Annotated in this window: 24 protein-coding genes; 10 read left to right on the top strand and 14 right to left on the bottom strand. The window is 69.2% G+C overall.

The annotated features are described in order from the left end of the window. Window positions 1–55: 55 nt before the first annotated feature. The 6 genes from DIE15_RS22570 to DIE15_RS22595 all read right to left on the bottom strand — a co-directional run bounded on the left by DIE15_RS22570 (window position 56) and on the right by DIE15_RS22595 (window position 5,428). Window positions 56–733, bottom strand: coding sequence for a dihydrodipicolinate reductase C-terminal domain-containing protein (locus DIE15_RS22570; protein WP_124834379.1), 678 nt, complete (start codon window positions 731–733; stop codon window positions 56–58). 162 nt (window positions 734–895) lie between these two features. Further along, window positions 896–1,672, bottom strand: a complete 777-nt coding sequence (locus DIE15_RS22575) for a DUF4410 domain-containing protein (RefSeq protein ID WP_124834380.1) — start codon at window positions 1,670–1,672, stop codon at window positions 896–898. A 201-nt stretch (window positions 1,673–1,873) separates the two neighbouring features. Next, window positions 1,874–3,226, bottom strand: coding sequence for an ATP-binding protein (locus DIE15_RS22580; RefSeq protein WP_124834412.1), 1,353 nt, complete (start codon window positions 3,224–3,226; stop codon window positions 1,874–1,876). Continuing rightward, window positions 3,220–3,933 carry a response regulator gene (locus DIE15_RS22585; protein WP_057928818.1) on the bottom strand — a complete coding sequence of 238 codons (714 nt, stop codon included), beginning with the start codon at window positions 3,931–3,933 and terminating at the stop codon, window positions 3,220–3,222. The genes DIE15_RS22580 and DIE15_RS22585 overlap by 7 nt, the downstream gene beginning before the upstream one ends. A 44-nt stretch (window positions 3,934–3,977) precedes the next feature. After that, window positions 3,978–4,283 (bottom strand): EF-hand domain-containing protein, encoded by a 306-nt coding sequence (locus tag DIE15_RS22590; protein WP_124834381.1) that lies wholly within the window; start codon window positions 4,281–4,283, stop codon window positions 3,978–3,980. A 107-nt stretch (window positions 4,284–4,390) separates the two neighbouring features. After that, window positions 4,391–5,428 (bottom strand): hypothetical protein, encoded by a 1,038-nt coding sequence (locus DIE15_RS22595; RefSeq protein WP_124834382.1) that lies wholly within the window; start codon window positions 5,426–5,428, stop codon window positions 4,391–4,393. Between the two features lie 810 nt (window positions 5,429–6,238). On the opposite strand from DIE15_RS22595, the gene DIE15_RS22600 reads away from it, so the two are divergent. After that, window positions 6,239–7,147: a sterol desaturase family protein gene (locus DIE15_RS22600; RefSeq protein ID WP_124834383.1), complete on the top strand. Its 909-nt coding sequence runs from the start codon at window positions 6,239–6,241 to the stop codon at window positions 7,145–7,147. A gap of 103 nt (window positions 7,148–7,250) precedes the next feature. Next, window positions 7,251–7,964, top strand: coding sequence for an SDR family NAD(P)-dependent oxidoreductase (locus DIE15_RS22605; RefSeq protein WP_057928816.1), 714 nt, complete (start codon window positions 7,251–7,253; stop codon window positions 7,962–7,964). Between the two features lie 29 nt (window positions 7,965–7,993). Here DIE15_RS22605 and DIE15_RS22610 read toward each other — a convergent pair whose 3' ends face one another. Further along, window positions 7,994–8,404: a RidA family protein gene (locus DIE15_RS22610; protein WP_124834384.1), complete on the bottom strand. Its 411-nt coding sequence runs from the start codon at window positions 8,402–8,404 to the stop codon at window positions 7,994–7,996. Window positions 8,405–8,513: 109 nt separating this feature from the next. Between DIE15_RS22610 and DIE15_RS22615 the strand changes: the two genes are divergently transcribed. Beyond that, window positions 8,514–8,723: an oxidoreductase-like domain-containing protein gene (locus DIE15_RS22615; protein ID WP_409364312.1), complete on the top strand. Its 210-nt coding sequence runs from the start codon at window positions 8,514–8,516 to the stop codon at window positions 8,721–8,723. A gap of 82 nt (window positions 8,724–8,805) precedes the next feature. Here the strand turns inward: DIE15_RS22615 and DIE15_RS22620 are convergent, their stop codons facing one another. Continuing rightward, window positions 8,806–10,266 (bottom strand): MFS transporter, encoded by a 1,461-nt coding sequence (locus DIE15_RS22620; RefSeq protein WP_124834385.1) that lies wholly within the window; start codon window positions 10,264–10,266, stop codon window positions 8,806–8,808. Window positions 10,267–10,421: 155 nt separating this feature from the next. Here DIE15_RS22620 and DIE15_RS22625 point away from each other — a divergent pair, with 155 nt between their 5' ends. Further along, window positions 10,422–11,294 carry a LysR family transcriptional regulator gene (locus DIE15_RS22625; protein ID WP_124834386.1) on the top strand — a complete coding sequence of 291 codons (873 nt, stop codon included), beginning with the start codon at window positions 10,422–10,424 and terminating at the stop codon, window positions 11,292–11,294. A 48-nt stretch (window positions 11,295–11,342) separates the two neighbouring features. Beyond that, on the top strand, window positions 11,343–11,663 hold the full coding sequence (locus DIE15_RS22630; RefSeq protein WP_057928811.1) for a hypothetical protein: 321 nt from the start codon (window positions 11,343–11,345) through the stop codon (window positions 11,661–11,663). A 211-nt stretch (window positions 11,664–11,874) separates the two neighbouring features. On the opposite strand, the gene DIE15_RS22640 is transcribed toward DIE15_RS22630, so the two are convergent. Further along, window positions 11,875–12,774, bottom strand: a complete 900-nt coding sequence (locus DIE15_RS22640; RefSeq protein ID WP_124834388.1) for a LysR family transcriptional regulator — start codon at window positions 12,772–12,774, stop codon at window positions 11,875–11,877. A 99-nt stretch (window positions 12,775–12,873) separates the two neighbouring features. Between DIE15_RS22640 and DIE15_RS22645 the strand changes: the two genes are divergently transcribed. Continuing rightward, window positions 12,874–13,854 carry an NAD-dependent epimerase/dehydratase family protein gene (locus DIE15_RS22645; protein WP_124834389.1) on the top strand — a complete coding sequence of 327 codons (981 nt, stop codon included), beginning with the start codon at window positions 12,874–12,876 and terminating at the stop codon, window positions 13,852–13,854. Window positions 13,855–13,976: 122 nt separating this feature from the next. On the opposite strand, the gene DIE15_RS22650 is transcribed toward DIE15_RS22645, so the two are convergent. The 5 genes from DIE15_RS22650 to DIE15_RS22670 all read right to left on the bottom strand — a co-directional run bounded on the left by DIE15_RS22650 (window position 13,977) and on the right by DIE15_RS22670 (window position 18,961). Continuing rightward, window positions 13,977–14,678 (bottom strand): DUF2848 domain-containing protein, encoded by a 702-nt coding sequence (locus DIE15_RS22650; RefSeq protein WP_124834390.1) that lies wholly within the window; start codon window positions 14,676–14,678, stop codon window positions 13,977–13,979. A gap of 49 nt (window positions 14,679–14,727) precedes the next feature. Next, entirely contained in the window at window positions 14,728–16,047 is a 1,320-nt protein-coding gene (locus DIE15_RS22655) for an MFS transporter (RefSeq protein WP_124834391.1), read from the bottom strand. 89 nt (window positions 16,048–16,136) lie between these two features. After that, entirely contained in the window at window positions 16,137–16,826 is a 690-nt protein-coding gene (locus tag DIE15_RS22660) for a DUF4286 family protein (RefSeq protein ID WP_124834392.1), read from the bottom strand. 99 nt (window positions 16,827–16,925) lie between these two features. Further along, on the bottom strand, window positions 16,926–17,978 hold the full coding sequence (locus tag DIE15_RS22665; protein WP_124834393.1) for a LysR family transcriptional regulator: 1,053 nt from the start codon (window positions 17,976–17,978) through the stop codon (window positions 16,926–16,928). 191 nt (window positions 17,979–18,169) lie between these two features. Beyond that, complete coding sequence (locus DIE15_RS22670) at window positions 18,170–18,961, bottom strand: SDR family NAD(P)-dependent oxidoreductase (RefSeq protein WP_124834394.1); 792 nt, start codon at window positions 18,959–18,961, stop codon at window positions 18,170–18,172. A gap of 426 nt (window positions 18,962–19,387) precedes the next feature. On the opposite strand from DIE15_RS22670, the gene DIE15_RS22675 reads away from it, so the two are divergent. The 4 genes from DIE15_RS22675 (at window position 19,388) to DIE15_RS22690 (ending at window position 24,471) form a co-directional block, all read left to right on the top strand. Further along, a complete protein-coding gene (locus tag DIE15_RS22675) occupies window positions 19,388–20,263 on the top strand; it encodes a neutral zinc metallopeptidase (protein WP_124834395.1) in 876 nt (291 codons plus the stop codon). A 351-nt stretch (window positions 20,264–20,614) separates the two neighbouring features. Further along, the gene (locus DIE15_RS22680; RefSeq protein WP_124834396.1) at window positions 20,615–21,346 is read left to right on the top strand and encodes a response regulator transcription factor; all 732 of its coding nucleotides are present in this window, start codon (window positions 20,615–20,617) and stop codon (window positions 21,344–21,346) included. Window positions 21,347–21,555: 209 nt separating this feature from the next. Further along, window positions 21,556–23,058, top strand: a complete 1,503-nt coding sequence (locus DIE15_RS22685; RefSeq protein ID WP_124834397.1) for an aldehyde dehydrogenase family protein — start codon at window positions 21,556–21,558, stop codon at window positions 23,056–23,058. 72 nt (window positions 23,059–23,130) lie between these two features. Continuing rightward, window positions 23,131–24,471 (top strand): aspartate aminotransferase family protein, encoded by a 1,341-nt coding sequence (locus DIE15_RS22690; protein ID WP_057930094.1) that lies wholly within the window; start codon window positions 23,131–23,133, stop codon window positions 24,469–24,471. The last annotated feature ends 261 nt before the right edge of the window (window positions 24,472–24,732 follow it).

Raw genomic sequence — 24,732 nt, forward strand, 5'->3', positions numbered from 1 at the left:
TCGCGGCGGCCGGCCCGCGCACCGTCGCACCTACGGCCTGCAGCGTTTACAGCGTCTACAGCCAGCCGTTGTGGATGAACTCGACGATCGAGTACCGGCGAGGTTCGAGCTCGTGCTGCCGGACGGCCTCGACGATTCGCGATACGCCGTCCGCGTAGGGCGACCCGCCGTACACGCGGGACTCGAACTGCAGGCTGCAGGCGCCATCCTCGATGCGGATCCGGTGGAACGCATGGCGGCCGAGCTGGTCGTCGGGAATCTGCAGTGCGTCGCGCTGCTCGTCGGGGTCGCGCACGGAGTGGATGTCCTGCGCCGGCACGCCGAGCGACTGGCCGATGCCGACCGCGGTGCCGGGCACGGAAGTTTTGCTGGCCTGGTGCGACTCCGTCACGCTGATCTGGCAGTCGCGAAACAGATGGCCGCTGGTTTCCAGCATGCTCATGAACTTGAGCATCAGGATATTCGTATTCGGACAGAGCACGACGGGGAAGTCGTGCGATCCGGTCTCGACGTCGGAGCCGGTGGACAGCTCGACGAGCGGCGAACCCGTTGCGCGGCAGAATGCGATCGCGGCGGGCAGCTCGCGGCCGGATCCGGCGTGCACGACGATCGAACGGGCGTCGATGCGTGCAGGGTCCGACCAGGCCATCACGCGACAGGTTGCCGGGTCGAGCCGGTGCGAGCCGAGCAGTTCGGTTGCCAGCTTGCCGGTGCCAACGACGAGTACTTGCATGGGATAGACGGGTTGAGATTCGGGTTTCGATACGGAAGCGGCACAGGCCGTTCAAGGGCCCGGCGCGATCACGGCGCACCGCGCGGCGCAACGTGATCGCGCATTATGCCCGTCCGCCCGCGAGTGCGCGCAATCGTGCCGCGCAGGCGCCGCGCAGGCGGATCAGCTCGCCGCCGAGGTCGCAACCCACGCGTTCGTCGTGTTCCTTGCCGCGAACTGTTTCGCGATCGAGCGTGCGAGACGGTCCGTATCCGATGCCACCGTGTCGTGCTTCGCTTCCGATGCGCCGTGCAGGCCGGCACCGACCGCCGCCGACGTCGCGACGTGTCCGGCCACCGCGCCGACACCCGCGGTTTCCACCATGCCGGGCATGTGGCCGCTGTTCGCGCTGGCGGAGAACGTGGCGAGCGGCTGCGGTGCGCCGTAGGCGGGCTGGAACAGCACGGCGACCGATGCGCCCACTTCGCTCTTGCCCGCGCCGAGCCCGATCAGGATGCGGCGGCGGCGATTGCCGGCGTCGATCGTGTCGAAGCGGCCCCGGACGACCAGCGCGTCGCGTTCGTTCGGCACCGGGCCGTCCGCGCGCAGCGCCGGAATGCCCTGCGAGCGGAGTTCGCGCACGAGCGCGTCGGCGAGTTGCTGGCGCGCCTTCAGCGCGGTCTGCTGCCGCTGCACGTCGGCGGACGAACCGCTCGCGAGCGTCGCGAGCTTGCCGATCATCCCGCCGTCGATCTTCACGTCGGTCGCGTCCACGTCGAACGTCGATACGTAGACGACGCCCGCATGAACCTGCGGCAGCGTGCGCGCGGCGGGTGCCGCGGCAGCGTTCGTCGTCGCGGCGGTCGATGCGCAACCGGTCATGGCGAGGGTGCCGGCGATCAGCGCGGCGCTGGTCAGACGTTTGGCGTGGGCGGCGAGTGCGTGAAGGGAAAGGGACATGTCGATCTCCGTGGCCTGGGTGAGGGTGCCGATACTGTCGCGGCATTCAGGAACGCGAACGATCGGAAGCGGGGCGTGGACGCGGGCGGAGCGGGAGGTCGATGCCGTTGCGCAACACGCAGGCGAAGTATGCGGAGATCGGGTGCAACACGCCACGCAGGAATTATGTCGGCGTATGTCATGTGCCGACGCGCGCGGCGGTCAGGACGAAAGCGGCGCGGCGGCCGGGTGGGGCGCGTCGAGCGGCAGCGCGACGACGGCCTCGAGGCCGCCGCCGTCGCGGTCACGGAACGTCAGCGATCCGCCGTGCAGCCGCGCGATCCGGTCGACGATCGCGAGGCCGAGCCCGGTGCCGCCCGAGTGGCCGCGCGCGTTCGCGCCCCGACTGAACGGCGCCTTGAGCCGTTCGAGTTCGGCCGCGCCGATGCCGTTGCCACGATCGCTGACCACCGCATACGCGATGCCGCGTTCGGTCCACGTGCGCACGCCGAGCCCTGTCCGGCCGTAGACGACCGCGTTCTGCATCAGGTTCATCAGCAGCCGCATCAGGCTGATCGGACGGAACGCGAACGGGGGCACGTCGCCTTCGTCGAAGTCGAATTCATGGCCGAGCCCCGCGAAATCCGCGACGAGCTGGCCGATCAGCGCATTCAGGTCGCCGGTTTGCGGCGTTTCGCGCTCGCCGCTGCCCGCATAGTCCATGAACTGCTGCAGGATCGTGTCGATCTGGTCCAGGTAGTGCTCGGCCGATTCGGTGAGCGCATCGTGCGTGCCGCGCGGCAAGGCCATCGCGATCGCAAGCCGGAGCTTGGTGAGCGGCGTGCGAATGTCGTGCGACACACCGGCGAGCATCAGCGAACGGGTCGTCTCCGCCTGTTGCAGCGCATCGGCCATCCGGTTGAACGCGCGGCTCACGTCGGCGATTTCGGTCGGCCCGTCGGTGGGCAGCGGCGGCGGCCGCTCGCCCGCGCTGACGCGTTGCGCGGCGCGCGCCAGCGCATCGAGCGGCCGGTTCAGGTGCAGCTGGATTAGGTAGCCGGTCAGCGCGGCGAGCAGTGCGAGCCCGACCGACAGCACGAGGGCGGTCGTGATCCCGCTCGCCTGCGCGTCGGCGGCCATCGGCAGCGGAACCCAGACCGGCGAGCCGGCCGCGTGCAGGCGGATCCACAGCCGTTCGTCGTCGCTCGACTGCCAGCGCGCCGGCAGCTCGGCCGGCAGATGACGCCCGAGCGCCTGCACGAACACGTCGCGCTGCCAGGTTCGGAAGAACGCCGACAGGCTCGGTGCCTGCGGCGGCTCGGCGGGCGGCGGCAGCGCCTGGCCGCCGAGCTGTGCGACCACCGTGCGGCCCTTGTCGGGCGGCAGGCTTGCAAGCGTGCGGTCGAGCAACTGCACGTAGTCGGAGAAAATGATCGACGCGCGCTCGATGCGCGGCCGCTGCACGTAGTGCAGCAGCACGACGAGCGAGCAGGCGAGCGACAGCGCGACGAGCGCGACCAGCAGCGCGATGTTGCGCGCGAGCAGCGAGCGCGGCAGCGGAAGGCGCTTCACGATTCGATGCCGGCCACCAGCATGTAGCCGATGCCCCACACGGTCTTGATGAAGCGCGGCTTCGCGGGATCGTCCTCGACGATCTGGCGCAGCCGCAGGATCTGCACGTCGACGCTGCGATCGAGCGCGGCGTGATCGCGCCCGCGGGCGCGGGCGAGCAGGTTTTCGCGGCTCACCGCGCGGTTCGGCGACGAACCCAGCGCGTGCAACAGCAGCATCTGCGCGGAATGCATCTCGACCGGCACGCCGTCGCGCAGCAGCGTCTGCTGGCCGACGTCGAACGTGAACGCGCCGAAGCGCAGCCGCTGCGACGTCACCGTCGGCTCGCCGGCCGCCATCTTCTGGCGTCGCAGCAGCGCACGCACGCGGGCGACGAGTTCGTCGGGGAGAAACGGCTTCGCGAGGTAATCGTCGGCGCCCGTCTCGAGGCCGACGACCTTGTCCGCTGCGTCGCCCTTGGCGGTGAGCATCAGGATCGGCAGCGTCTGGCCTTCCGCGCGCAGGCGCCGGCAGATGCTCAGGCCGTCCTCCGGCTCCATCATCAGGTCGAGCACCAGCAGGTCGTGCGGTTCGCGCTGCAGCAGGCGGTCGAGCCGCTTGCCGTCGGCGACCGCGCGGACCTGGAAGCCGTGGCCGGTGAGGAAGCGTTGCAGCATGTTGCGCAACTCCGCTTCGTCGTCGAGCACGATGATCCTGCAGGACTGTTCCATCGGCTGCCTCCATGCGTGGCGTGCGACCGGGTTGCCGTCCGCGGTCAGCGGGCCGCCATGCGCTGACGCATGAAGCCGGCGAGCTGTTCGAGCGTGACGTAGCCGTTGCGCTGCGTGTCGATCTCGTCGAAATGCTGCGCAACCATCGGCATGCCGGCGGCGGCCTGCTCGCGGGTGAGCTTGCCGTCGTGCGTCGTGTTCGCGTTCGCGAAGCGGGTCTGCAACTGCATGAGCGCACGTTCGACGCGAGCGCCGCCGTTCGCGGCGCCAGCCGGCATCTGCTGCGCCGATGCTGCTGCTGAGACGATACACAAAACGACGACGGCAATCATCTTCTTGATGGACTTCATGGGGGTTTCTCCTTGCGTGGCCGGCGGTCTGCGCCGGCCGGATGGTTGATGAAACGGATGGAAAACGAAACGAAACGGCTCGGTCGAGCAGCGGTGCCGGCGCCGCGTCACGCCCAGTGCGCGGGCACCCACACGCGGCCGGCCCAGTGGGCGGGTACCCAGACGACCGCCCGCGGCGGGTGGGCGACATACACGGCGCGCGGTGCGACATACACGGAACGCGGCAGCGGCGGCGCGAGGTACAGGACCTTCGGCGGCGTGACGACGATGGTTCTGGGCGGCACCGGTGCAATGACGACGGGGGCGGGCGGCGGCGTGGTGACGACGGCTGCAGGCGCCGGCGACGCGACAGCGACCGCCGTGGTTGCCGGCGGTGGTGCAGTCACGACCACGGCCGCCGGCGGGGGCGGTGCGACCGGAACGACGACCGGGGCCGGCACCGGGACAGGCACCGGGACAGGCACCGGCACCGCACCGGCGGCGACGACAACCGTGCCGCCTGCCGTCGTGCTGCCGTGGATCACGGCCGTGCCGCCGGTCGACACCGTGCCGCCATGCACGACGGTCGAGCCGCCCGACGTCGTCACGACGCCCGGCGCCACGCGCGTCGCGCTGCCGGAATGCGTGACGCTCTGGCCGTCCGCACCGGTCACGGTGCCCGAGCGCGAGCAGGTCGAGCCCGCGCAATTCGTCGCTGCGCTGTGGCTGGCCGTGTTGCCGTTCGCCCCGGTGATCGTACCGCTCGACGAATACTGGCCGGGGCCGTTGCGCGTCACGCTGCCCGACGTCGACGCACTGCGGCCGTCCGAGCCCGTCAGCGAACCGGTATGCGAGCAGGTGCCGTCCGCGCAGCTCGTGTCGCCGCTGTGCTGGACCGAGCGGCCGTTGGGGCTGACCGCCGTGCCGCTGTTGGAGAACTGGCCGGGCGCAGTGCGCGTGACGGTGCCCGTGTTGGTCGCGATGCCGCCGCCGGGGCCGATCACGCCGCCCGCATGCGAGCAGCTGCCGCCGCCGCAGAAGCCGGCGTGCGCGCCGCTGTAGGTGCCGTGCGGCGTGTAGGCGGTGCCGTGGCCGGACCAGCCGGCGAAGGCCGGTGCGCTGGCGAGCGTGACGAGGGTGGCGGTGACGAGGAGGCGGGTTTTCATCGGGTGTCCTTGCGGTTCGTTTCGATGCACGCGGTGGCGTGGCGACGGGACGAACTTTAGGACGGCGACGCGCGCCCGTCGCGTCATAAAAGATGTCGCGGTGTTACACGTGGCGCGGTTTTTTCGGTACGACGAATCGGATGCCGGGCGCGGTGGGGAGCCGGCGCTCCAGGCCTGGCGCGGCTCAGGCGGCGACGGTCGTGACCATTCGAACTGTGGCGCGATCCGGGAAGGTGTGTCACGCGCGGTCCGCATTCATGTCACGGCGACATACGGCGACATATTTGCCGACCGATTCGTGGATGGATGCTGCGGCGCCGGATTGTGCGATCGACGTAACAAGATGATGCACAGGCGCTTCGGATACCGAACGTCAACTGCCGAAGCGCAGCCGGATCGCCATTCACCGTGCCGTGTCCCGGCTTACCGTCGGATGAATGCCGCAGATATCCACGACCCGTAACAAGCCACGCCATTCGATCGTCGTGCGCATCGCGAAGCCGCGACACCCGAAATCATGTCGTGCTCCATCTTCGGCCACCGCCGCGTCATGACATACGCCGACATATTTCCCGCTGGCCGAACGCGACACGCGCCTGCAAACCCTCCCGGCCCCGCTCACGCAGGCCCACGGCCGCAATCCTGCCCGGCCCGCTGCTGCGGCGACGCACGGCGACGTATGGCGACATACGGCGACACATTTCCTCCGTGGCTTTACCGCGCCCCGCCCACTACAGTGCGTTCCATTCGACGCGACCGCGGCACGTGCCGCACATGACGCGTCCGACTCAACCGAAGGAACGACCCATCATGCTCACCTCCACCGGCAAGCTCGCGTACTACGTCACCCTGTTCATCATCGCCGTTTCGCTCGTCGAGGCGGCCGTGCTCACCTGGCGCCGCAGCCGCCAGTCCGAGCCGTTCGACTGGAACGAGGTCTGGCTGTCGCTTGCCGATCTCGCGGGCCGCAAGCTGCTTGCACTGGTGCCGCTGTCGCTCGCGACACCGATCTTCGATTTCGCATGGACGCACCGGCTGTTCACGATCCCGTTGCACAGCGTCGCGCTCGCGCTGCTCGTGTTCGTCGGCCAGGAGTTCTGCTACTACTGGTATCACCGCGCGTCGCACCGGGTTCGCTTCTTCTGGTCGACCCATGCGGTGCATCATTCGCCGAACCAGCTCACCTTGTCGTCCGCGTTCCGTCTCGGCTGGACCGGCAAGATCGCTGGCGCGGCAATGTTCTTTACGCCGCTCGTCTGGCTCGGCGTGCGTCCGGAAGCCGTGCTCGCGATCCTGTCGTTCAACCTGATGTACCAGTTCTGGCTGCACAACACGTGGATGCCGAAGCTCGGCTGGCTCGAATACGTGTTCAACACGCCGTCCGCGCATCGCGTCCACCATGCGTCGAACCTCGACTACCTCGACGCGAACTACGGCGGCGTGCTGATCGTGTTCGACCGGCTGTTCGGCACCTATGTCGCCGAACGTGCCGACGAACCGTGCCGTTACGGCCTCGTCACGCCGACCCGTTCGCGCAATCCGCTCGTCGTCGAGCTCGAGCACTGGGCGAGCCTGGCCCGCGACGTCGCGACGGCCCGCGACGTGTGGACCGCGCTGCGTTTCGTGATGCTGCCGCCGGGCTGGCGTCCGGACAACCAGGGCGAAACGACGGAGGAACTGCGCCGCCGCAAACTCGTCGCCGTGCGCACGGAAGCGTGAACGGCGCTACGCTGTCGAAACGCCGGCCGGACCCACCCGCGTCGCGGCCGGCATCGACCCTGAAACACGCATCAACCCATCCTCGACCCAGGAGAGCTCATCGATGGAACACGACCTGAAAGGCAAGGCAGTCGCGATCACCGGCGGATTCGGCCATCTCGGCGCCGCCACGGCTGCCTGGCTCGGCCAGCGCGGTGCCCGCGTCGCGCTGATCGGCCGCGGCGCGGCGCCGGACGCGCAGGCGTTGCCCGGCGTGCCGGCCGATGCGCTGCGCATCGGCGGCATCGACCTCGTCGATCCGCAGGCGGCCGTGCGCGCGCTCGACACCGTGAATCGCGAATTCGGCCGCGTCGACGCGCTGCTGAACATCGCGGGCGCGTTCGTGTGGCAGACGATCGCCGACGGCGATGCAGCCACGTGGGACCGCATGTACGAACTGAACGTGAAGACGGCGCTGAACGCGTCGAAGGCCGCGCTGCCGTATCTGGTGGCAAGCCCGGCCGGCCGCATCGTCAACATCGGCGCGGGCGCGGCGTTCAAGGCCGGCGCGGGGATGGGCGCGTACGCGGCCGCGAAGGCGGGCGTCGCGCGGCTCACCGAGGCGCTGGCGGCGGAGCTGCTCGATCGCGGCGTGACAGTGAACGCGCTGTTGCCGAGCATCATCGACACGCCGCCGAACCGCAAGGACATGCCCGACGCGGACTTCTCGCGCTGGGTCCGGCCCGACCAGCTCGCGGCGACGATCGGGTTCCTGCTGTCGGCCGACGCGCAGGCGATCACCGGCGCATCGATTCCGGTGAGCGGGCGCGTGGCGTAACGGGGCGGGCCGCACGCAGCACGGCATCGTCAAGGCATGCGAAATCTCGCACGCGGAATCTCAGCGACCGCAGTGATCTCGATCAGCAGATCGGGATGGTAGAGACGCTGGACCTGGACGGTCGTCGTCACCGGATAGGGCTCGGCGAAGTACGTCTTGCGGATGTCGCCGGCCTGCATGAACGCGTCGATGTCGGTCGCGTAATGCACGAGCGAGATCACGTCCTGCATCTGCCCGCTCATCGAGGCGAGCATGTCGCGGATGTTGTCGAGCGTCTGCCGCACCTGCGTGCGCATGTCGCCGTGGCCGACCACCTGGCCGTCTCGGTCGAGCGCCACTTGCCCCTTCAGGTGAACGATCCGGCCGTCGCCCTGGATCACGGCCATCGAGAACGCGCCGAACGGCGCCCAGACTTCCGTCGGATTCACTGCTTCAGCCATGACGCGGCTCCTTACCGTAGGGTCGGCGGCAGATGCGCATGCATGGCCCGGCGGGCGCGCGTACCCGCATGGCGTTGACCATCACCGTATACTGTTCGTCCGACATCGTGTGACTGAAGCCGTGACCAAGCCTGCCTCCCCTGCGGATACACCTGACGACGATCCGCGTCCGACCCCGCCCGAACAACCCGAACTGGAAGACTGCTGCAACAGCGGTTGCTCGCCGTGCGTTTTCGACCTGTACGACGAGGCGCTGGCGCGTTATCGCGTCGAACTGGCCGAATGGGAGGCGCGGCATCCGCAACAGAAGCCGCAGTGAAATGATGCCGATGCCGGCGAGCGGCCGTGCCGGCATCGTTCCCGTTTCGCTGTAGCCGGGGTGCGTTCCCGGCCGCGCAGCGTCACGCGGCGGCACGCGCCCGCAGATGCATCGGCCCCAACGCGGCCGACAGCGCGATGCACGCGAGCAGCAGGGCCGTCAGCGCCCACATCGCCGTCCGGAAGCCCGCGACGTAGTCGGCTGCGGCCGGATGTGCGCCGAGCCGCGCGAAGAACAGCCCGCCGAGCGTCGCCGCACCAACCGCCGCGCCAATCTGCAACATCGCGGTGACCATGCCCGACGCGACCCCAGCACGGGCCGCGTCGACTTCCGCGAGCACGATCCGCACGACCGACGGCAGCACGAGGCCTTGCCCGATCCCGATTGCCGCGATGCCCGCATAGAAGCCCGGGCCCGGCGCGTGTTCGCCGGCCAGCGCGGCCGCGGTCGCGACGCCGGCTGTCAGCATCGCGAAGCCGAGCGTGAGCACGCGATAGCCGCCGAACCGGCCGACGAGCCGCGGCATCAGCAGCGGGCTCGCGAGGAAGCCGATGCCGAGCGGCAGGATCGCGAGCCCCGACGCGAGCGGCGACCAGTTCATGCAGCCCTGCAGATAGATCCCGTAGCTCAGGAAAAACACGCTCAGCATGTAGAACAGGAAGGCGAGCGTGAGCCCGAGCGCGACGACCGGGTTGCGCAGCAGCCGCACGTCGAGCAGCGGATCGCGGCCGCTCGCGAGACGGCGCGCTTCGACCGCCAGCAACGCGCCAAGCACCGGCAGCGCACCGGCGACGCACGCGACCATCCACAGCGGCCAGCCGGCCTCGCGTCCGTGCGTGAGCGGATAGACGAGCATCAGCAGGAACAGCGACAGCAGCACCGTACCGGGCACGTCGATGCGCTGGCCGCGCGGCGGCCGGCTTTCCGGGATGAAGCGCCAGCTGCCGAGCAGCGCGAGGATGCCGATCGGCACATTGACCAGGAAGATCGCGCGCCAGCCGAGCCCGAACGGATGCAGGCTGATCAGCGCGCCGCCACCGAGCTGGCCGATCACGGCCGCGAGGCCGAACACGAAACCGTAGAAGCCCATCACGCGCACCTGCTCCTGCGGGCTGAACACGCTGCGGATCGTCGCGAGCACCTGCGGCGCGAGGATCGCAGCGAACAGGCCCTGCAGCACGCGGCCGCCGACCAGCACCGCGCCGCTGCCGGCGAGCCCGCACAGCGCCGACGCGACGACGAAGCCGGCCATTCCGACCATGAACATCCACTTGCGGCCGTACAGGTCGCCCAGACGGCCGCCGGTGATCTGCACGACCGCGTTCGCGCACGCGTAGGCCGACACGACGAGCTGCAACTCGGCCGGCCGCGCGCCGATGCCGTCGCGGATGGCCGGCAGCGCGAGATTCACGATGAAGTAGTCGAGCGGCGGCAGAATGGCGCCGACCAGCAGGACCACGAGCGCCCAGCCGTGATGGCTGCGCGGCGGTGCCGCGACGGCCGCGCCGGCCGGCGCGCAAGGGACGAGGGTGTTGTCGGTCATGAACGAAGGTCCGGAAGAATGAGGGCCGTATGCTGAATCCGATCGAAACGGGTTCAGGCGGGCCGTTGAACCGATATTCTGGGGACCGTCGATGATTCGGAAAAGCGGGAATTGGTGGTAGCATCCATCGGGTTATTCGATGGATGGAGAGGGCAATGCGCGGTTTCGACCTGGATCAGTTACGCACGTTCGCGGCGGTGGCGGATGCCGGCAGCTTGACGGCCGCGGCGCCGCAGCTGCACCTGTCGCAGTCGACGGTCAGCGAGCAGGTGCGCAAGCTCGAATCACGCGCCGGCGTGCCGCTGTTCGTGCGCAGCAAGCGCGGCGTCGAGCCGACACCCGCCGGCGCGCGCCTGCTGCAGCATGCGCGGCGCATCGTCGCGCTGAACGAGGCCGCGTTCGACGACCTGCGCGGACAGGCGATCAAGGGCGAATTGCGCGTCGCGATCACCGACTACTACCGGACGCATGAAGTCGCGGGCCTGCTCGCGCGGCTGCGGGAGTGCTACCCGCAACTGAGTCTGCATGTGAGCGCGATGAAGAGCACGGAGATCGAAGCCGCCCATGCGCGCGGTCAGATCGACCTCGGTGTCGTGATGAACCTGTCGAGCGGCCCGTTCCGGCCCGCGTCGGCCGATACGCGCTGGGTGCTGCGGCGCGAGCCGCTGTCGTGGGTCACGTCGCCCGCGCTCGCCGAGCAGTTGCCCGAGCCGCTGCCGCTCGTGCTGCTGCCGGACGACTGCATGATGCATCAGATCGCGGTGCGCTCGCTCGACGAGCAGCACGCGCCGTACGTACTGGTGCACAGCGCGTCGGGCGTCGCGGGGCTGCAATCGATGCTCGCGGCGGGGCTCGGCGTCGGCTGCCTGTGCGCGTCGGCGATCGGCGATGGCCTCGTGCGGCTCGGCGCGAAATACCGGCTGCCGGCGCTGCCCGACGCGGTGTTCTCGCTGACGCCGCCGATGCCGGGCGAACGCGAGACGGTCACGCAGGCGCGCGAGGTGCTGTCGCGGCAGTTGCTGATGTGAAGTCGAGCCGTCGGCACGTATCCGGCGAACCGGCAGGGGACGATACGCATGAACGACGAACTGAGAAGCCAGATGGCCGCGCGGTTGCAGCATGCGCTGGAGCGGGTGGTCGACGAGCGCTCGCTGATCCATTTCCTGCGCGTGCTCGGCCATGACTGGCACACGGAGCGCCAGCTCGAGGCCGACGTGCCGCCGGCGCCATACGCGGCCGCCGCGCTCGGCTGGGAAAACCGCTCGATCGGCGAGTACCTGGAGGCGATGGTCGACTGGGCCGAAGCGTCCGAGGAAGGGCTGCGCTGCTACGACCTGCCCGACAACCCGTGGCGGCGCATCGCGGACATCCTGTTCGCCGGCAAGATCTATGAGTAGCGCGCGCCGCGGCGATCCGCTGCGCGGCGGGTTCGAGCGGAAAGGCACGTTCCCCTGTTAGTAAAAAATCATTCGTGGGGCTGGCCTCCGGAAGGGCCGATCGCCGCGTCAAGCGCGTCGCGAATACGTCGAGTATTCGCTTCGTCGCATTCCTTGCGCTCGGCCCTTCCGGGGGCCAGCGCAAGCCCGTTATTAGCGTGAACAGGCCCTTCTAGTCGGCCGTCCCGTCGGCATATGCACGCAACCCGTTCGCCAGCGTATCGAACACGGCGCGGCAACGCGGGCTCGTTCGCAGATCTTCGTGCATGACCACCCAGGTTTCCAGTTTCATCGCGGGCCCGTCCGGCAGCACGCGCACGAGCCGCGCATCGCGTTTCGCAAGCCCGTTCTGGCAGAAGCCGATCCCGTAGCCCGCGCGGATCATCGCGAGTTGCGCGAGATTGCTGTCGGTGCGCAGCGCGAACGCATCGCGCTTCCACAACGGCATCCCGCGCCCGGCCGAGCGGATGAACGGCGTGACCGTATCGAAACCGATCAGCGCGTGATGCGCGAGTTCGCCGACCGTCGACGGCGTGCCGTTGTGCGCCAGATAGTCGTCGCGCGCATACAGCCCGATGTCGATCTCGCCGACGCGCCGCGCGACGAGCGCTTCCTGCGCAGGTGGCGCCATCCGGACCGCGATGTCGGCCTCGCGCTTGAGCACGTCCTGGATGCGGTCGGTCGGCACCAATTCGATCACGAGCCCCGGGTGGTCGCGCCGCAACTGCGCGAGCAGCGGCGGCAACACCTCGACCGCGATCACGTCGCTCGCCGAGATCCGCACGGTGCCGCGCACGCCCGCGCCGTGGCTCGCGGCCGCCCGCTCGAACGCGGCCGCCGCGCTGCGCAGTGCCTCGGCGTGGCCGCGCAGCGCGAGCGCCGCCTCGGTCGGCAGCAGGCCCGACGGCGAGCGCGTGAACAGCGTCTGGCCGAACGCGGCCTCGAGCGCCGCGACGTGGCGGCCGGCCGTCGGTTGCGTGATGCCCAGCGCGCGCGCCGCGCCCGACAGCGAGCCTTCCGTCAGCACGGCCAGAAAGGTGCGGTAGCGTTCCCAGTTCAGATCGATGGTCATGCATAAATGTATAGTCGATCCATCAGGTTAGGCAATTCCTTGCGAAGCCGACAAAGCCCAGAATGCGTGCTGACAACGGTTCATTCACGGAGAACGGCAATGACGGCGAACGCGGGCGGGACACAACGACAGGCACTCGTGCTCGGCGCGAGCGGAGGCATCGGCGGCGAGGTCGCGCGTCAGTTGCGCGACGCCGGCTGGCAGGTGCGCGCGCTCAAGCGCAGGCTCGACGCCGAGACGGTCGAGCGCGAGGGGATTGTCTGGATGCGCGGCGACGCGCTCGACCGCGAAGCGGTGGTCCGCGCGGCGCACGGCTGCAGCGTGATCGTGCATGCGGTGAACCCGCCCGGCTACCGGAACTGGAGTGAGCAGGTGCTGCCGATGATCGACAACACGATCGCCGCGGCGACGGTGGCGCAGGCAACCGTCGTGCTGCCGGGGACGGTCTACAACTACGGCCCCGACGCGTTTCCGGTGTTGCGCGAGGAGGCGCCGCAGCATCCGGTGACGCGCAAGGGCGCGATCCGTGTCGAGCTGGAGCGGCGGCTGCAGGCGGCGACCGCGCAGGGCGTCCGCACGATCGTCGTGCGGGCCGGCGATTTCTTCGGCGCGCACGCGGGCAACAACTGGTTCGGGCAGGGGCTCGTCAAGGCCGGGCGACCTGTTGCCGCCATCAGCGTGCCGGGCCGGCCGGGCGTCGGCCATCAATGGGCGTACCTGCCGGACGCCGCGCGCACGATGGTCGAGCTGATCGAGCGGCGCGACACGCTGGAGCCGTTCGCGCGCTTCCATCTCGGCGGTCACTGGGACGCGGACGGCACGCAGATGGCGCAGGCCGTGCGCCGCGTCGCGCAGCGGCATGGGCTGCGGCCGACGGTGCGCAAGTTCCCGTGGTGGCTCGTATGGGCCGCCGCGCCGTTCGTCACGACGATGCGCGAGATGATCGAGATGCGTTATCTGTGGCGCGAACCGCTCCGGATGGACAACGCACGGGTGACGGCGGTGCTGGGCCGCGAGCCGGTCACGCCGCTCGATACGGCGGTGGAGGCAGCGCTGATGGGGCTGGGGTGCTTGCGATGACGCCGGGCGGCGAAGGCGGATGGCGCAGGCGGGTGGCCAGCCCGCTTGCGGTTCACGTCCTTCAATGCCTGCACACCCGCCACGCGCCACCCACCGCCACCCGCAGCCCCCCCGTCACGCCGTCACGCCACGACCGGCAACACCTCGAGCGCGTATCGATGCCGCAGGCTGCGCCCGAGCACCGGATCGTGCAGTTCCATCTCGAACGCGTCACCGTCGCCCATTGCCGCGATCGCGCCGTGCACGGCGACGGTGCCGCCGAACATCGCGCAACGAGCCGGCATCGTGCGCCGGTCGTCGAAGCGCTGCCACAGCGCATCCGGCGCGAGCAGTCCGCTGACCGCGCCGTGCTGATACGCGATGCGTTCACCGTCGGGCCGAACCAGCCACGAACGCATCTCGATCGCATCCCAGTGATCGGCGACCTCCGCATGGCGCCATGCATCGCGGCCGAGCGGCTTCGCGCACACCTGTTTCGACACCGCGACGCCGTAGGCCTCGACTTCCCGATCCGTATGATCGGAGCCGACCGTCACCAGCGTGCCGACCGGGCTGTCGATCAACACGCACTCGATCTCGCCGCCCGAGCGCGCGCCGAGCACGCCGATCGACGGCGCCTGCGTGAGCAGCGCGGACGACACGCGATAGAAACACGGCGTGGTGGACGGCGGCGCGACGCCGAGTGCCGCGAGTTCGTCGATGTGAGCGCGGATCGCGTCCGGGTCGCGGCCGGCCCAGCCGGCGATCACGACGCTCGCGATCTCGACGTCGACGGTGTCCGGTGCGTGTTGCCGGGAAATCACGTTGAACGACAGGGTTTGCATGCGGGTATCCGTTTGAAGTGCGAAGGAATGCAACGGCTGGCTGCGACAATCAATCCGCGAGCGGCCGGTGCGCGGTTTCGCGCGCGGCGAGGAGCGCGATCGACGTGACGACCAGCGCGGCGGTGACGTACAGCGACACGGCCGTCGTCGTTCCCGTCTGGCGGAACAGCGTGGCGATCACGAGTGGCGCGAAGCCGCCGCCGACGATGCCTGCGAGCGTGTAGGCCAGCGACGAGCCCGCATAACGCACGCGCGTCGGGAACTGCTCGGTGACGAACGCGCCTTGCGGGCCGTACATCACCGCATGGATCACGAGGCCGATCGCGACGGCCGCGACGATCGCACCCGGCCGCGCCGTGTCGAGCATCGTGAAGAACACGAACGCCCACACGATCCCGGCGATCGCGCCGGTGAGGTACACCGGACGGCGCCCGAAGCGGTCCGACAGCGCACCGAAGAACGGCACCGCGAGCGCGTTGCAGGCCGTGCCGACCATCACGGCCGTCAGCGCAACGGGGCGCGACAGGTGCAGCACGGTCGTCACGTAGGTCAGCGTGAACACGACGATCAGCGCGTACAGCACGTCGGAGCCGATCCGCGAACCGCCGGCGATCAGCAGGCGCCGCCAGTGGCATTTCAGCACTTCGGCGACGGGCACGTCGACGGTCGCGTGCGATTCGGCGAGCTGCTCGAACTGCGGCGTCTCGTCGACGCCGCGGCGCAGCCAGAAGCCAAACACCACAAGCAGCGCGCTGGCCGCGAACGGCACGCGCCAGCCCCACGACAGGAAGGAGTCGGACGTGGTGGCCAGCGTCACGAGCGCGATGCAGCCGGTGCCGAGCAGCGTGCCGAACGACGGGCCGATCTGTGTCCACGACGCGGACAGCCCGCGCCGCTTCTGGTCGCCGTGCTCGACCGACAGCAGCACCGCGCCGGCCCATTCGCCGCCGAGCGCGACGCCCTGCACGAAGCGCAGCGCGACGAGCAGGATCGGGCTCAGGATGCCCGCCTGCGCATAGGTCGGCAGCGCGCCCATCAGCGCGGTCGTCACGCCCATCAGCACGAGCGTGAGCATCAGCACCGCGCGGCGGCCGATGCGATCGCCGAGGTTGCCGAACACGAAGCCGCCGAGCGGACGCGACACGTAGCCGACCGCATAGGTCGAGAACGCGAGTATCGTGCCGGCCAGCGGATCGACCGACGGGAAGAACAGATGGTTGAAGACGAGCGCGGCGAGCGTGTTGTAGATCGTGAAGTCGTACCACTCGAGCGACGTGCCGATCATGCTCGCGGTCGCGAGTCGGCTGTTGCGGACGCGGCGAGGCGCGTGGGCGGCGAGCTGGGCGAGAGTGCTCATGGTGTCGGGCATGTCGTGAAGGATGGCGGGGTGACGCGCGAGGGCTGGCGCGCCGGCCGAGAGCGGTGGACGCGCGGCACGGCCGGTGTCGCGATTCGGGTTCAGGCGAGCAGCGTGGCTGCTGTTGCCGGATTCGCTTCCGTGTTGCGGCGCGCAGCCGGCAGCGGCGCGGCCGCACGCCACAGCAGGTCGAAGGTGCGCACGTCGTCGTGACCGGCGATGGCGGCGGCGACGCGGCGCGTGGCCGCGGCGTCGCTGCCTTCGATCAGGACGAGCGCGTCGGCGGCCGGACGTGCCGCCGCATCGGCGCCGATCGGCGCGGACAGGTCCGGCGCGGTGCGGAACAGCCGTGCGGCATGGATGCCCGGTTCGCGCAGCGCCGCGTCGAAGCGCTCGCGCAGGTGCGGCACGTCGATGTGTTCGGGCGGCAGCACGAACAGCACGAGATGCATGCCTTCGCCGTCGCCGGCCTCGATCGTCAGGTCGCCGACGCGCCGCTGCGTGCCCGTCATGCGTTCGAAGTTCGCGAGCGACCACGCGGTCTGCTGCGTGAACGCGCGCCGGTACGCGTCGCTGCGGAATACGTCGAGCGTGTCCGTCACGTACAGCGCGAGGTATTTGCGCGGGCCGCTATCGGTCGCGCGAAACCGTCGCGCATGCGTGAAGCCGGGAAGCGCGACACGCTCCTGCATGTGCTCGCGGTCGTACCACGCGTTGAAGTCGGCTTCGTGCGCGGGATCGATATCCGTCCAGACGCAGAGCTGGCCGTGCGGAAGGGAAAGGCGGGTCATTGCGGGTTCCTTGTGACGGGGTGTGTCAGGAACCGCAGTGTCCCGAAGACGGGCTGCGCCCGTCCAACAAGAAAACAAATTCGCGGTGAACAGGTTTTCTTATGAGCGGCGCGGACGGCGTTTCGCCGGGGCGGCGGGCGATGTGGATTTCGGCGTGCGTTTTGCCGGCGCGGTTTTGGTTTTTGTCGCCGTGCGGGCGGGGGCCTTGCCGACGGCATTGACATCGGCATCGGCCTCGGGCTTTGCCGATGCATTCGGCTTCGCATGACCCGACGCAGTCGGCATCGCACGCGCGACTTCGCTCGCCAGTTCCGCGATGCGCGCGGCAACCGGCAGGCCCTGCGTGCGGTACGACGCGACGAGCGGCAGCGCGGGGAATTCGGGTTCGACGTCGAGCAGTTCGAGCGCGCCTTCCTGCAGTTCGCGCCCGATGATTGCGGGCGGCAGCGCGGCCACGCCGAAGCCGTCGGCGACGAGCCGGATCATCGCGGCGACCGACGTGATGCAGTTGATGCTGGCCGGCCGCTCGACGGCCGCGAACAGCCGCTCGATCGTCGCGTGCGGCCCCGAGTGGCGCGAGAAGCTGATGATCGGGTATGCGGCAAGCCGTGCGACGTCGAGCCGTTCGCCACCGAGCCCGAGACGCGGGCTCGCCGCCCAGCGTACCGGGAATTCGCACAGCGGCAGGTTCGTGAAGTCGGGGCCCGGCACCGGGTCGGTCTGCAGGATCAGGTCGATGCCGTCGGTGCTCATCAGGCGGATCAGGTGCAGCGTCGTGTCGCTCGTGATCTCGACGTCGAGGCGCGGATAGCGCTCGCGCAATTGCGCCATCAGCGCCGGAAACCAGCTGTGGACGATCGACTCGATCACGCCGATCCGGATCAGGCCCGCATCGCTCGCCGCGTCGATGTCGCGCCGCATCTCGCCGTCGAGCCGCACGATCCGCTCAGCGTATGCGAGCATGCGCCGGCCAGCGGGCGTGAGCGTGGCCGAGCGCGTGTTGCGGTCGAACAGCCGCACGTCGAATGCTTCTTCCAGCGACGCGATGCGGCTCGACACGGCGGCCTGCGTCGTGTGCAGTTTCTCGGCCGTGAGCCGGAAGTTTTCCAGCTTCGCGAGCCAGACGAAAGTTTCAAGAAACCGGATGTTCATCGCATTCCGAACGGTGAGGCGGTGTCGCGCGGTGGGCGACGGGATCGGTCGATGTTAGCGGATTTCCGGGGCGGGGGACGAGCGGAGCGCGTGCAGGGCCGGGTGTATGCGACGGCATGCCGGACGACGCGCGCGGCACGTCGTGCGGCGGCCTTCGACGACGCATCGTGCGGCCGTGTCGCCCCCGCACGTCAAAGCGTGTCGAACGCGAGCGTGGGCACATCGACGACCATCGCGCCGCCGTCGGCGACGAGCGTCGCGCCGGTCACGAACGACGCGTCGGGCGATGCGAGGAAGGCGCACACGGCCGCGATTTCGTCCGGATCGGCCGCGCGCCGCAGCGGTACGTCGGCGCTCACGCGCGCATATGCACCGTCGAGCGTGTCGCCGTACGCGGACATCAGCGGTTCCATTTCCGCATCGGCCATCGGCGTGCGGACCCAGCCCGGGCACACCGCGTTCGCCCGCACGCCGTGCGGCCCGTAGTCGCGTGCCAGCGATCGCACGAGCCCGAGCAGCGCATGCTTGCCGACCGTATAGCCGCATACGCCCGGCCCGGCCGCGAGCGCGGCGATCGACGCAACCAGCACGATGCTGCCGCGCTGCGCGATCAGGTCGGGCAGGCACGCGCGTGCGCTGACGAACGCGGTGTCGAGATTTGCATGCATCGCGTTGCGCCACCGCACGTCGTTGGTTTCGTCCGCGCGGCCGAGGCCGTGGCCGCCCGCGCACGCGATGAGTGCGTCGACCGGGCCGAACCGTTCTGCGATCTCCGGCAGCAAGCGCGCCCAGTCGGCCGTGCTTGCGGCGTCGCCTGCGAGTGCGAGGCCGCCTGTCTCGGCGGCGAGCGCGTCGAGCGGCGCCCGACGCCGCCCGATCAGCACGACGCGATCGCCGCGGGCGGCGAAGCGGCGCGCGCAGGCAGCGCCGATGCCGGTGCCCGCGCCGGTGATGGCGATCGTACGGGGTTGCGGGTGCGTCATGTCGTTCTCCGGAAGGGTGTCGTTTCCGGCCACTTTAGGCGGGGTCGACGCACGCCGGTATCCGCCGAAAGGATGAACGCGACCCGGCCGGACGATAGAGAGCGGTGCACGGCACCGGGCCGACCGGCACCAGCGCGGCCATTTTGCAAAGGCTGACGATGTTCGGCGCCGAATCGCTCTATCCTCCATATTTTGAGATAAGTCGCAAAAGCCCGGCAAAATAGCGGGCGGGCCCGTGCACTGGTGCACGGCGCGCCGTGCCGTGCTGATTCCGTCGTGCAAGCGGAGCGGCAGGCGACACGATCGGCGTGAGCGTGCGCCCGATACGAATGCATCGCGTTTGCCGATCGCGCACGTCGCGGTGGCGGACCGCCCGGCTGCGCATCGCGCGGCCGGACCATCGACAAGAGCAGGGAGGGGCCGGCAATGAGGCTGGACGACGAAAGAGAAAGCGTGAACGTCGAGGATCGACGCGGCGGCGGCGGGTTCGGCGGCGGGCGCGCGACGATCGGCATCGGCACGATCGTGGTCGCGCTGGCCGCATCGTATTTCTTCGGGATCGACCCGCGTGTCGTGCTCGAAGGCGCATCGGCGCTGCAGGGCCGCCAGCAGGCGCAGCCCGCGCCCGCGCAGCGCCAGGGCGCACCGGCGAACGATCCCGGCGCGGTGTTCACGCGCAAGGTGCTCGGCAATATCGAGCGCACGTGGACGGGCGTCTTCAACACCCAACTGCATGCGCAGTACGAGCCGCCGAAGCTCGTGATGTTCACGAACTCGACGCCGACCGCGTGCGGCACCGGCCAGACCGCGATGGGGCCGTTTTACTGCCCGGGCGACCGCAACGTGTATATCGATCTCGGTTTCTACGACGAGCTGCGCAAGCGGTTCGGCGCAGGCGGCGACTTCGCGCAGGCCTACGTGGTTGCGCACGAAGTCGGCCATCACGTGCAGAACTTGCTCGGCATTTCCGACAAGGTCGATGCCGCGCGCCGCCGTTCGAGCCAGGCGCGCTCGAACGCGCTGTCGGTGCGCATGGAACTGCAGGCCGACTGCTTCGCCGGCGTGTGGGCGAACAACGCGCAGCGCGCGAACCAGCGGCTGATGGAACCCGGCGATTTCGAGCAGGGGCTGAAGGCGGCGGCCGCGATCGGCGACGATCGGCTGCAGCAGCAAGGCCAGGGCTACGTCGTGCCGGAGAGCTTCACGCACGGCACCAGCGAGCAGCGCGTGTACTGGCTGCGGCGCGGGATGGAGTCGGGCGAACTGAGCGCCTGTGATACGTTCGCCGCGAACGCACGCTGATACTGACTGACACGGCGGGGCGCGCACGCTGCCGCGCCTGCGTTTCGCGGCCGCACGCACGGCCATCCCGGAAACTTCGCGGATCGTTCCGATCGCGCTTGATCGGCGCATGCGATGTTTCGCGCTACCTTCGATGTCCATTTTCGGTCGCACGGCTCGCGGCGCATGCGCGACACATGATTTCCTGACGCAGATTCTGTTGCCGCGATCTGTTGCCGCGACACGGCCGGCGCGCCCGCCATCCACCCCCCACCGATGATTTGCCGATTTGTGCTCACCGGCCCATTTCGGCGCCGGTAGGCTGGCCCGAACTTCGATCTTCGATACGTTCGCCCGCAGGCCGCTCCCGCCATGCCGACCTCATCCGTTACCGCCGACCACGAAGCCGCCGACTGGCAGCGCGCGCTACGTGCGTGCGTGGATGCGTTCGACGCATTCGCGAGCCCGTCCGCGATCGTGTTCTACCGGCTCGACCTGAGCGGCGAGCCGGCCGATTTCGAGCTGTTCGGGATGCCGGAGTCGATGCATCGCACCTACATCGCGCGCTACCGGATGCTCGATCCGCTACACCCGTCGCGTTGCGCCGCGGGCGAACGCGCGGTCGTCACGCTCGCTTCCCAATTGCCCGACGAACGACGCGACGCATCCGCGTACTGGACCCGTTTCCTGCGGCGGCACGATGTCGCCGACGTCGTCGAGATCTGGCTGCGCGACGATGCGGACCGCACGGTCGGCGCATTTTCGCTGCTGCGCTTCGGGCGAGGCGACGCGGACGGCAATCGCACGGCGGGACGGTTCGCTTCGGGCGAGATCGACGCGCTGGCACGGCTGCAGCCGGTTGCCGAAGCGGCGCTGGCCCCGCTGCTGCGCATGCGGCGCGGGATTCACCGGATCGGCTGCGAGGCGCGGCTGACGTACCGCGAGGAACAGATCGCGCGCCTCGTGCGCGATGGCCGCTCGAACAAGGAGATCGCACGCGATCTCGCGCTCGGGCAGCCGACTATCAAGACGCATCTGATGCGCATGTACCGGAAGCTCGGCGTGTCGAATCGCACGGAACTGGTGGGGGCGTTGTTCCTGTAATTTTTCCGCACCCGCACCACGTCATTAATCGGTCCGACGATAACGCGACGTTCGCACACCGTCATCCCACGTTCCCGAGTCACCCGCGTTTCGATCCCCCACGCGCTGCCAATTTGCGCTCACCGGGCGCGATCCCCCGTCGATACAGTGGTTCGACGCCCGCATGCCCCAACGCATGCGGCCCAGCCATGACAAACATCGAGACGCCCATGAGCACCACGAACTTCGTCGCCGTCAGCGACACCGTGCGCACCTTCGTTGCGCGCGATTTCGGCCTCTTCATCGACGGTGAAATGCAGCCTTCACACGCGGCCGCGCGGCTCGACGTGTACGACCCCGCAACGGGCGAGCGGCTCGCGACGGTCGCGGACGCCGACGAACGCGACGTCGACCGCGCCGTCGCGAGCGCGAAGCACGCGTTCGACACTCGCGTGTGGAGCGGCCTGCGCCCGGCCGACCGTGAACGCATCCTGCTGAAGCTCGCCGACCTGATCGAAGCCAATGCCGAAACGCTCGCGCAACTCGAAACGCTGAACCAGGGCAAGTCGATCCACGTGTCGCGCGCGATCGAGGTCGGCGCGAGTGTCGAATACGTGCGCTACATGGCCGGCTGGGCCACCAAGATCACCGGCCAGACGCTCGACGTGTCGATTCCGTTCCCGCCCGGCGCGCGCTATACGGCCTATACGCGCAAGGAGCCGGTCGGCGTGGTCGCCGCGATCGTGCCGTGGAACTTCCCGCTGATGATCGCGGTGTGGAAGCTGATCCCCGCGCTCGCGGCCGGCTGCACGATCGTGCTGAAGCCGTCGCCGGAAACGCCGCTCACCGCACTGCGCCTCGCCGAACTCGCACGCGACGCCGGCGTGCCGCCCGGCGTGTTCAACGTCGTCACCGGCGGCCGCACGTGCGGCGCCGCGCTCGCGAGCCACCCGTCGATCGCGAAGATCTCGTTCACCGGCTCGACCGCGACCGGCAAGCTGGTCGGCGCGGCGGCCGTGCAGAACATGACGCGCTTCTCGCTCGAACTCGGCGGCAAGAATCCGATCGTGATGCTCGACGACATCGACGTCGCGCAGGCGCTCGACGGCGTCGCGGCCGGCGCGTTCTTCAACCAGGGGCAGGTGTGCGCGGCCGCATCGCGCATCTACGTGCACCGCAGCAAGTTCGCGCAACTCGCGGACGGCCTCGCGGGCGTCGCGCAGTCGATGAAGCTCGGCGCGGGCCTCGACACGACCGCGCAGATCAACCCGCTCGTCTCCGCGCACCATCGCGACAAGGTGGTCCAGCACATCGAAGGCGCGCGTCGCGCGGGCCTCACGTTCCTAGCGGGCGGCACGCCGGCCGACGACTTGCCCGGCTACTACGTGAAGCCGGCCGTGATCGCCGATCCGCATCCGGACAGCGCGATCGTGCGCGACGAAGTGTTCGGTCCGGTGATCGTCGTCGTGCCGTTCGACGACGCGGCCGATGCGGTGCGGCTCGCGAACGCGTCGCCGTACGGCCTCGCCGCGAGCATCTGGAGCAACGACCTGAAGCGCGTGATGAACCTCGTGCCGCAGATCGAGGCCGGCACCGTGTGGGTGAACTGCCATATCCCGCTCGACCCGTCGATGCCGTTCGGCGGCTACAAGCAGTCGGGCATCGGCCGCGAGTTCGGCCAGTACGCGATCGAGGGCTTCACCGAAACCAAATCCGTCTGCATCGCGCACTGACGCGCGACGCCAACTGCCAAACCCCCGAATCTCGGCGATCGAGGTTCAACCGATCCGAAAGTGGAGACTGCAATGAGCTACAACGAAGCGAAGTTCTGGCACCCGATGCTGCACCCGAACGAAATGAAACAGCGCAAGCCGATCCGCATCGTGCGCGGCGACGGCTGCTACGTATTCGACGAAACCGGCAGGCAGCTGGTCGACGGCGTCGCGGGCCTGTGGAACGTGAACGTCGGGCACAACCGCCAGGAAGTGAAGGACGCGATCGTGCGCCAGCTCGACGAGCTCGAGTACTTCCAGCTGTTCGACGGCATTTCGCATCCGCGCGCGGAAGAGCTGTCGAAGAAGCTGATCGACATGCTCGAACCGGAAGGGATGCGCCGCGTGCTGTACAGCTCGGGCGGCTCCGACTCGATCGAGACCGCGCTGAAGATCGCGCGCCAGTACTGGAAGGTGCGCGGCCAGGCCGACCGCACGAAGTTCATCTCGCTGAAGCAGGGCTATCACGGCACGCACTTTGGTGGCGCATCGGTGAACGGCAATACGGTGTTCCGCCGCAACTACGAACCGAACCTGCCCGGCTGCTTTCACGTCGAGACGCCGTGGCTGTACCGCAACCCGTTCACGCAGGATCCGGAAGAGCTCGGCCGGATCTGCGCGGAAATGCTGGAGCGCGAAATCCAGTTCCAGAGCCCCGACACGGTCGCCGCGTTCATCGCCGAGCCGGTGCAGGGCGCGGGCGGCGTGATCGTGCCGCCGGCCAACTACTGGCCGCTTGTGCGCGAGGTGTGCGACCGCTACGGCGTGCTGCTGATCGCCGACGAAGTCGTGACGGGCTTCGGCCGCAGCGGCAGCCTGTTCGGCAGTCGCGGCTGGGGCGTGCGCCCCGACATCATGTGCCTCGCGAAGGGGATCTCGTCCGGCTACGTGCCGCTCGGCGCGACGGCCGTGAACGCGCGGATCGAGGACGCGTTCGCCGCGAACGCGGACTTCGGCGGCGCGATCATGCACGGCTACACGTACGCCGGGCACCCGGTCGCATGCGCGGCCGCGATCGCGAGCCTCGACATCGTCGTGAAGGAAGACCTGCCGGGCAATGCCGCGAAACAGGGCGCGTATCTGCTCGAAGCGCTGCAGTCGTTCCCGCAGCGCTTCGCGGCGGTCGGCGAGGTGCGCGGCAAGGGGCTGATGCTCGCGCTCGACCTCGTCGCGAACAAGCAGACCCGCGAGCCGATCGACCCGCTGTCCGGCTATGCGAACGCGGTCGCCGAAGTAGCGCGCGAGCACGGTGTGCTGGTGCGCCCGGTCGGCACGAAGATCATCCTGTCGCCGCCGCTCGTGATCGAGCGCGAGCAACTCGACCGGATCGTCGACGCGCTCGCGGCGGGCTTCGAGGCCGTGCCGTTCGCGTGAGGCCGAGACGCCGTGATGCCGTGATCGCGTGACGACGAACCGGCGGCGGAGGGCGGGATAACCCGTGCGCCGCCGCCGGTTTGCCGATTTGCGCTATGACCGGATTATTTTGCCTGCGTATTTTTTCGACATCGGATCAAGGTGTGATCGACAGGGGGCCCGGGGATCGAAGCGCAGCAGCGCCGCCCCGGGCCGACCGCATAGCATGGGACCCCGGCCGCCGACGAAGCGGCGGCCCGGGTCGACATAGGAAGGAGACAA

Origin of the sequence: Burkholderia sp. Bp9031 (genome assembly GCF_003857965.1) — a bacterium.
GTDB classification, from domain to species: Bacteria; Pseudomonadota; Gammaproteobacteria; order Burkholderiales; family Burkholderiaceae; genus Burkholderia; species Burkholderia ambifaria_A.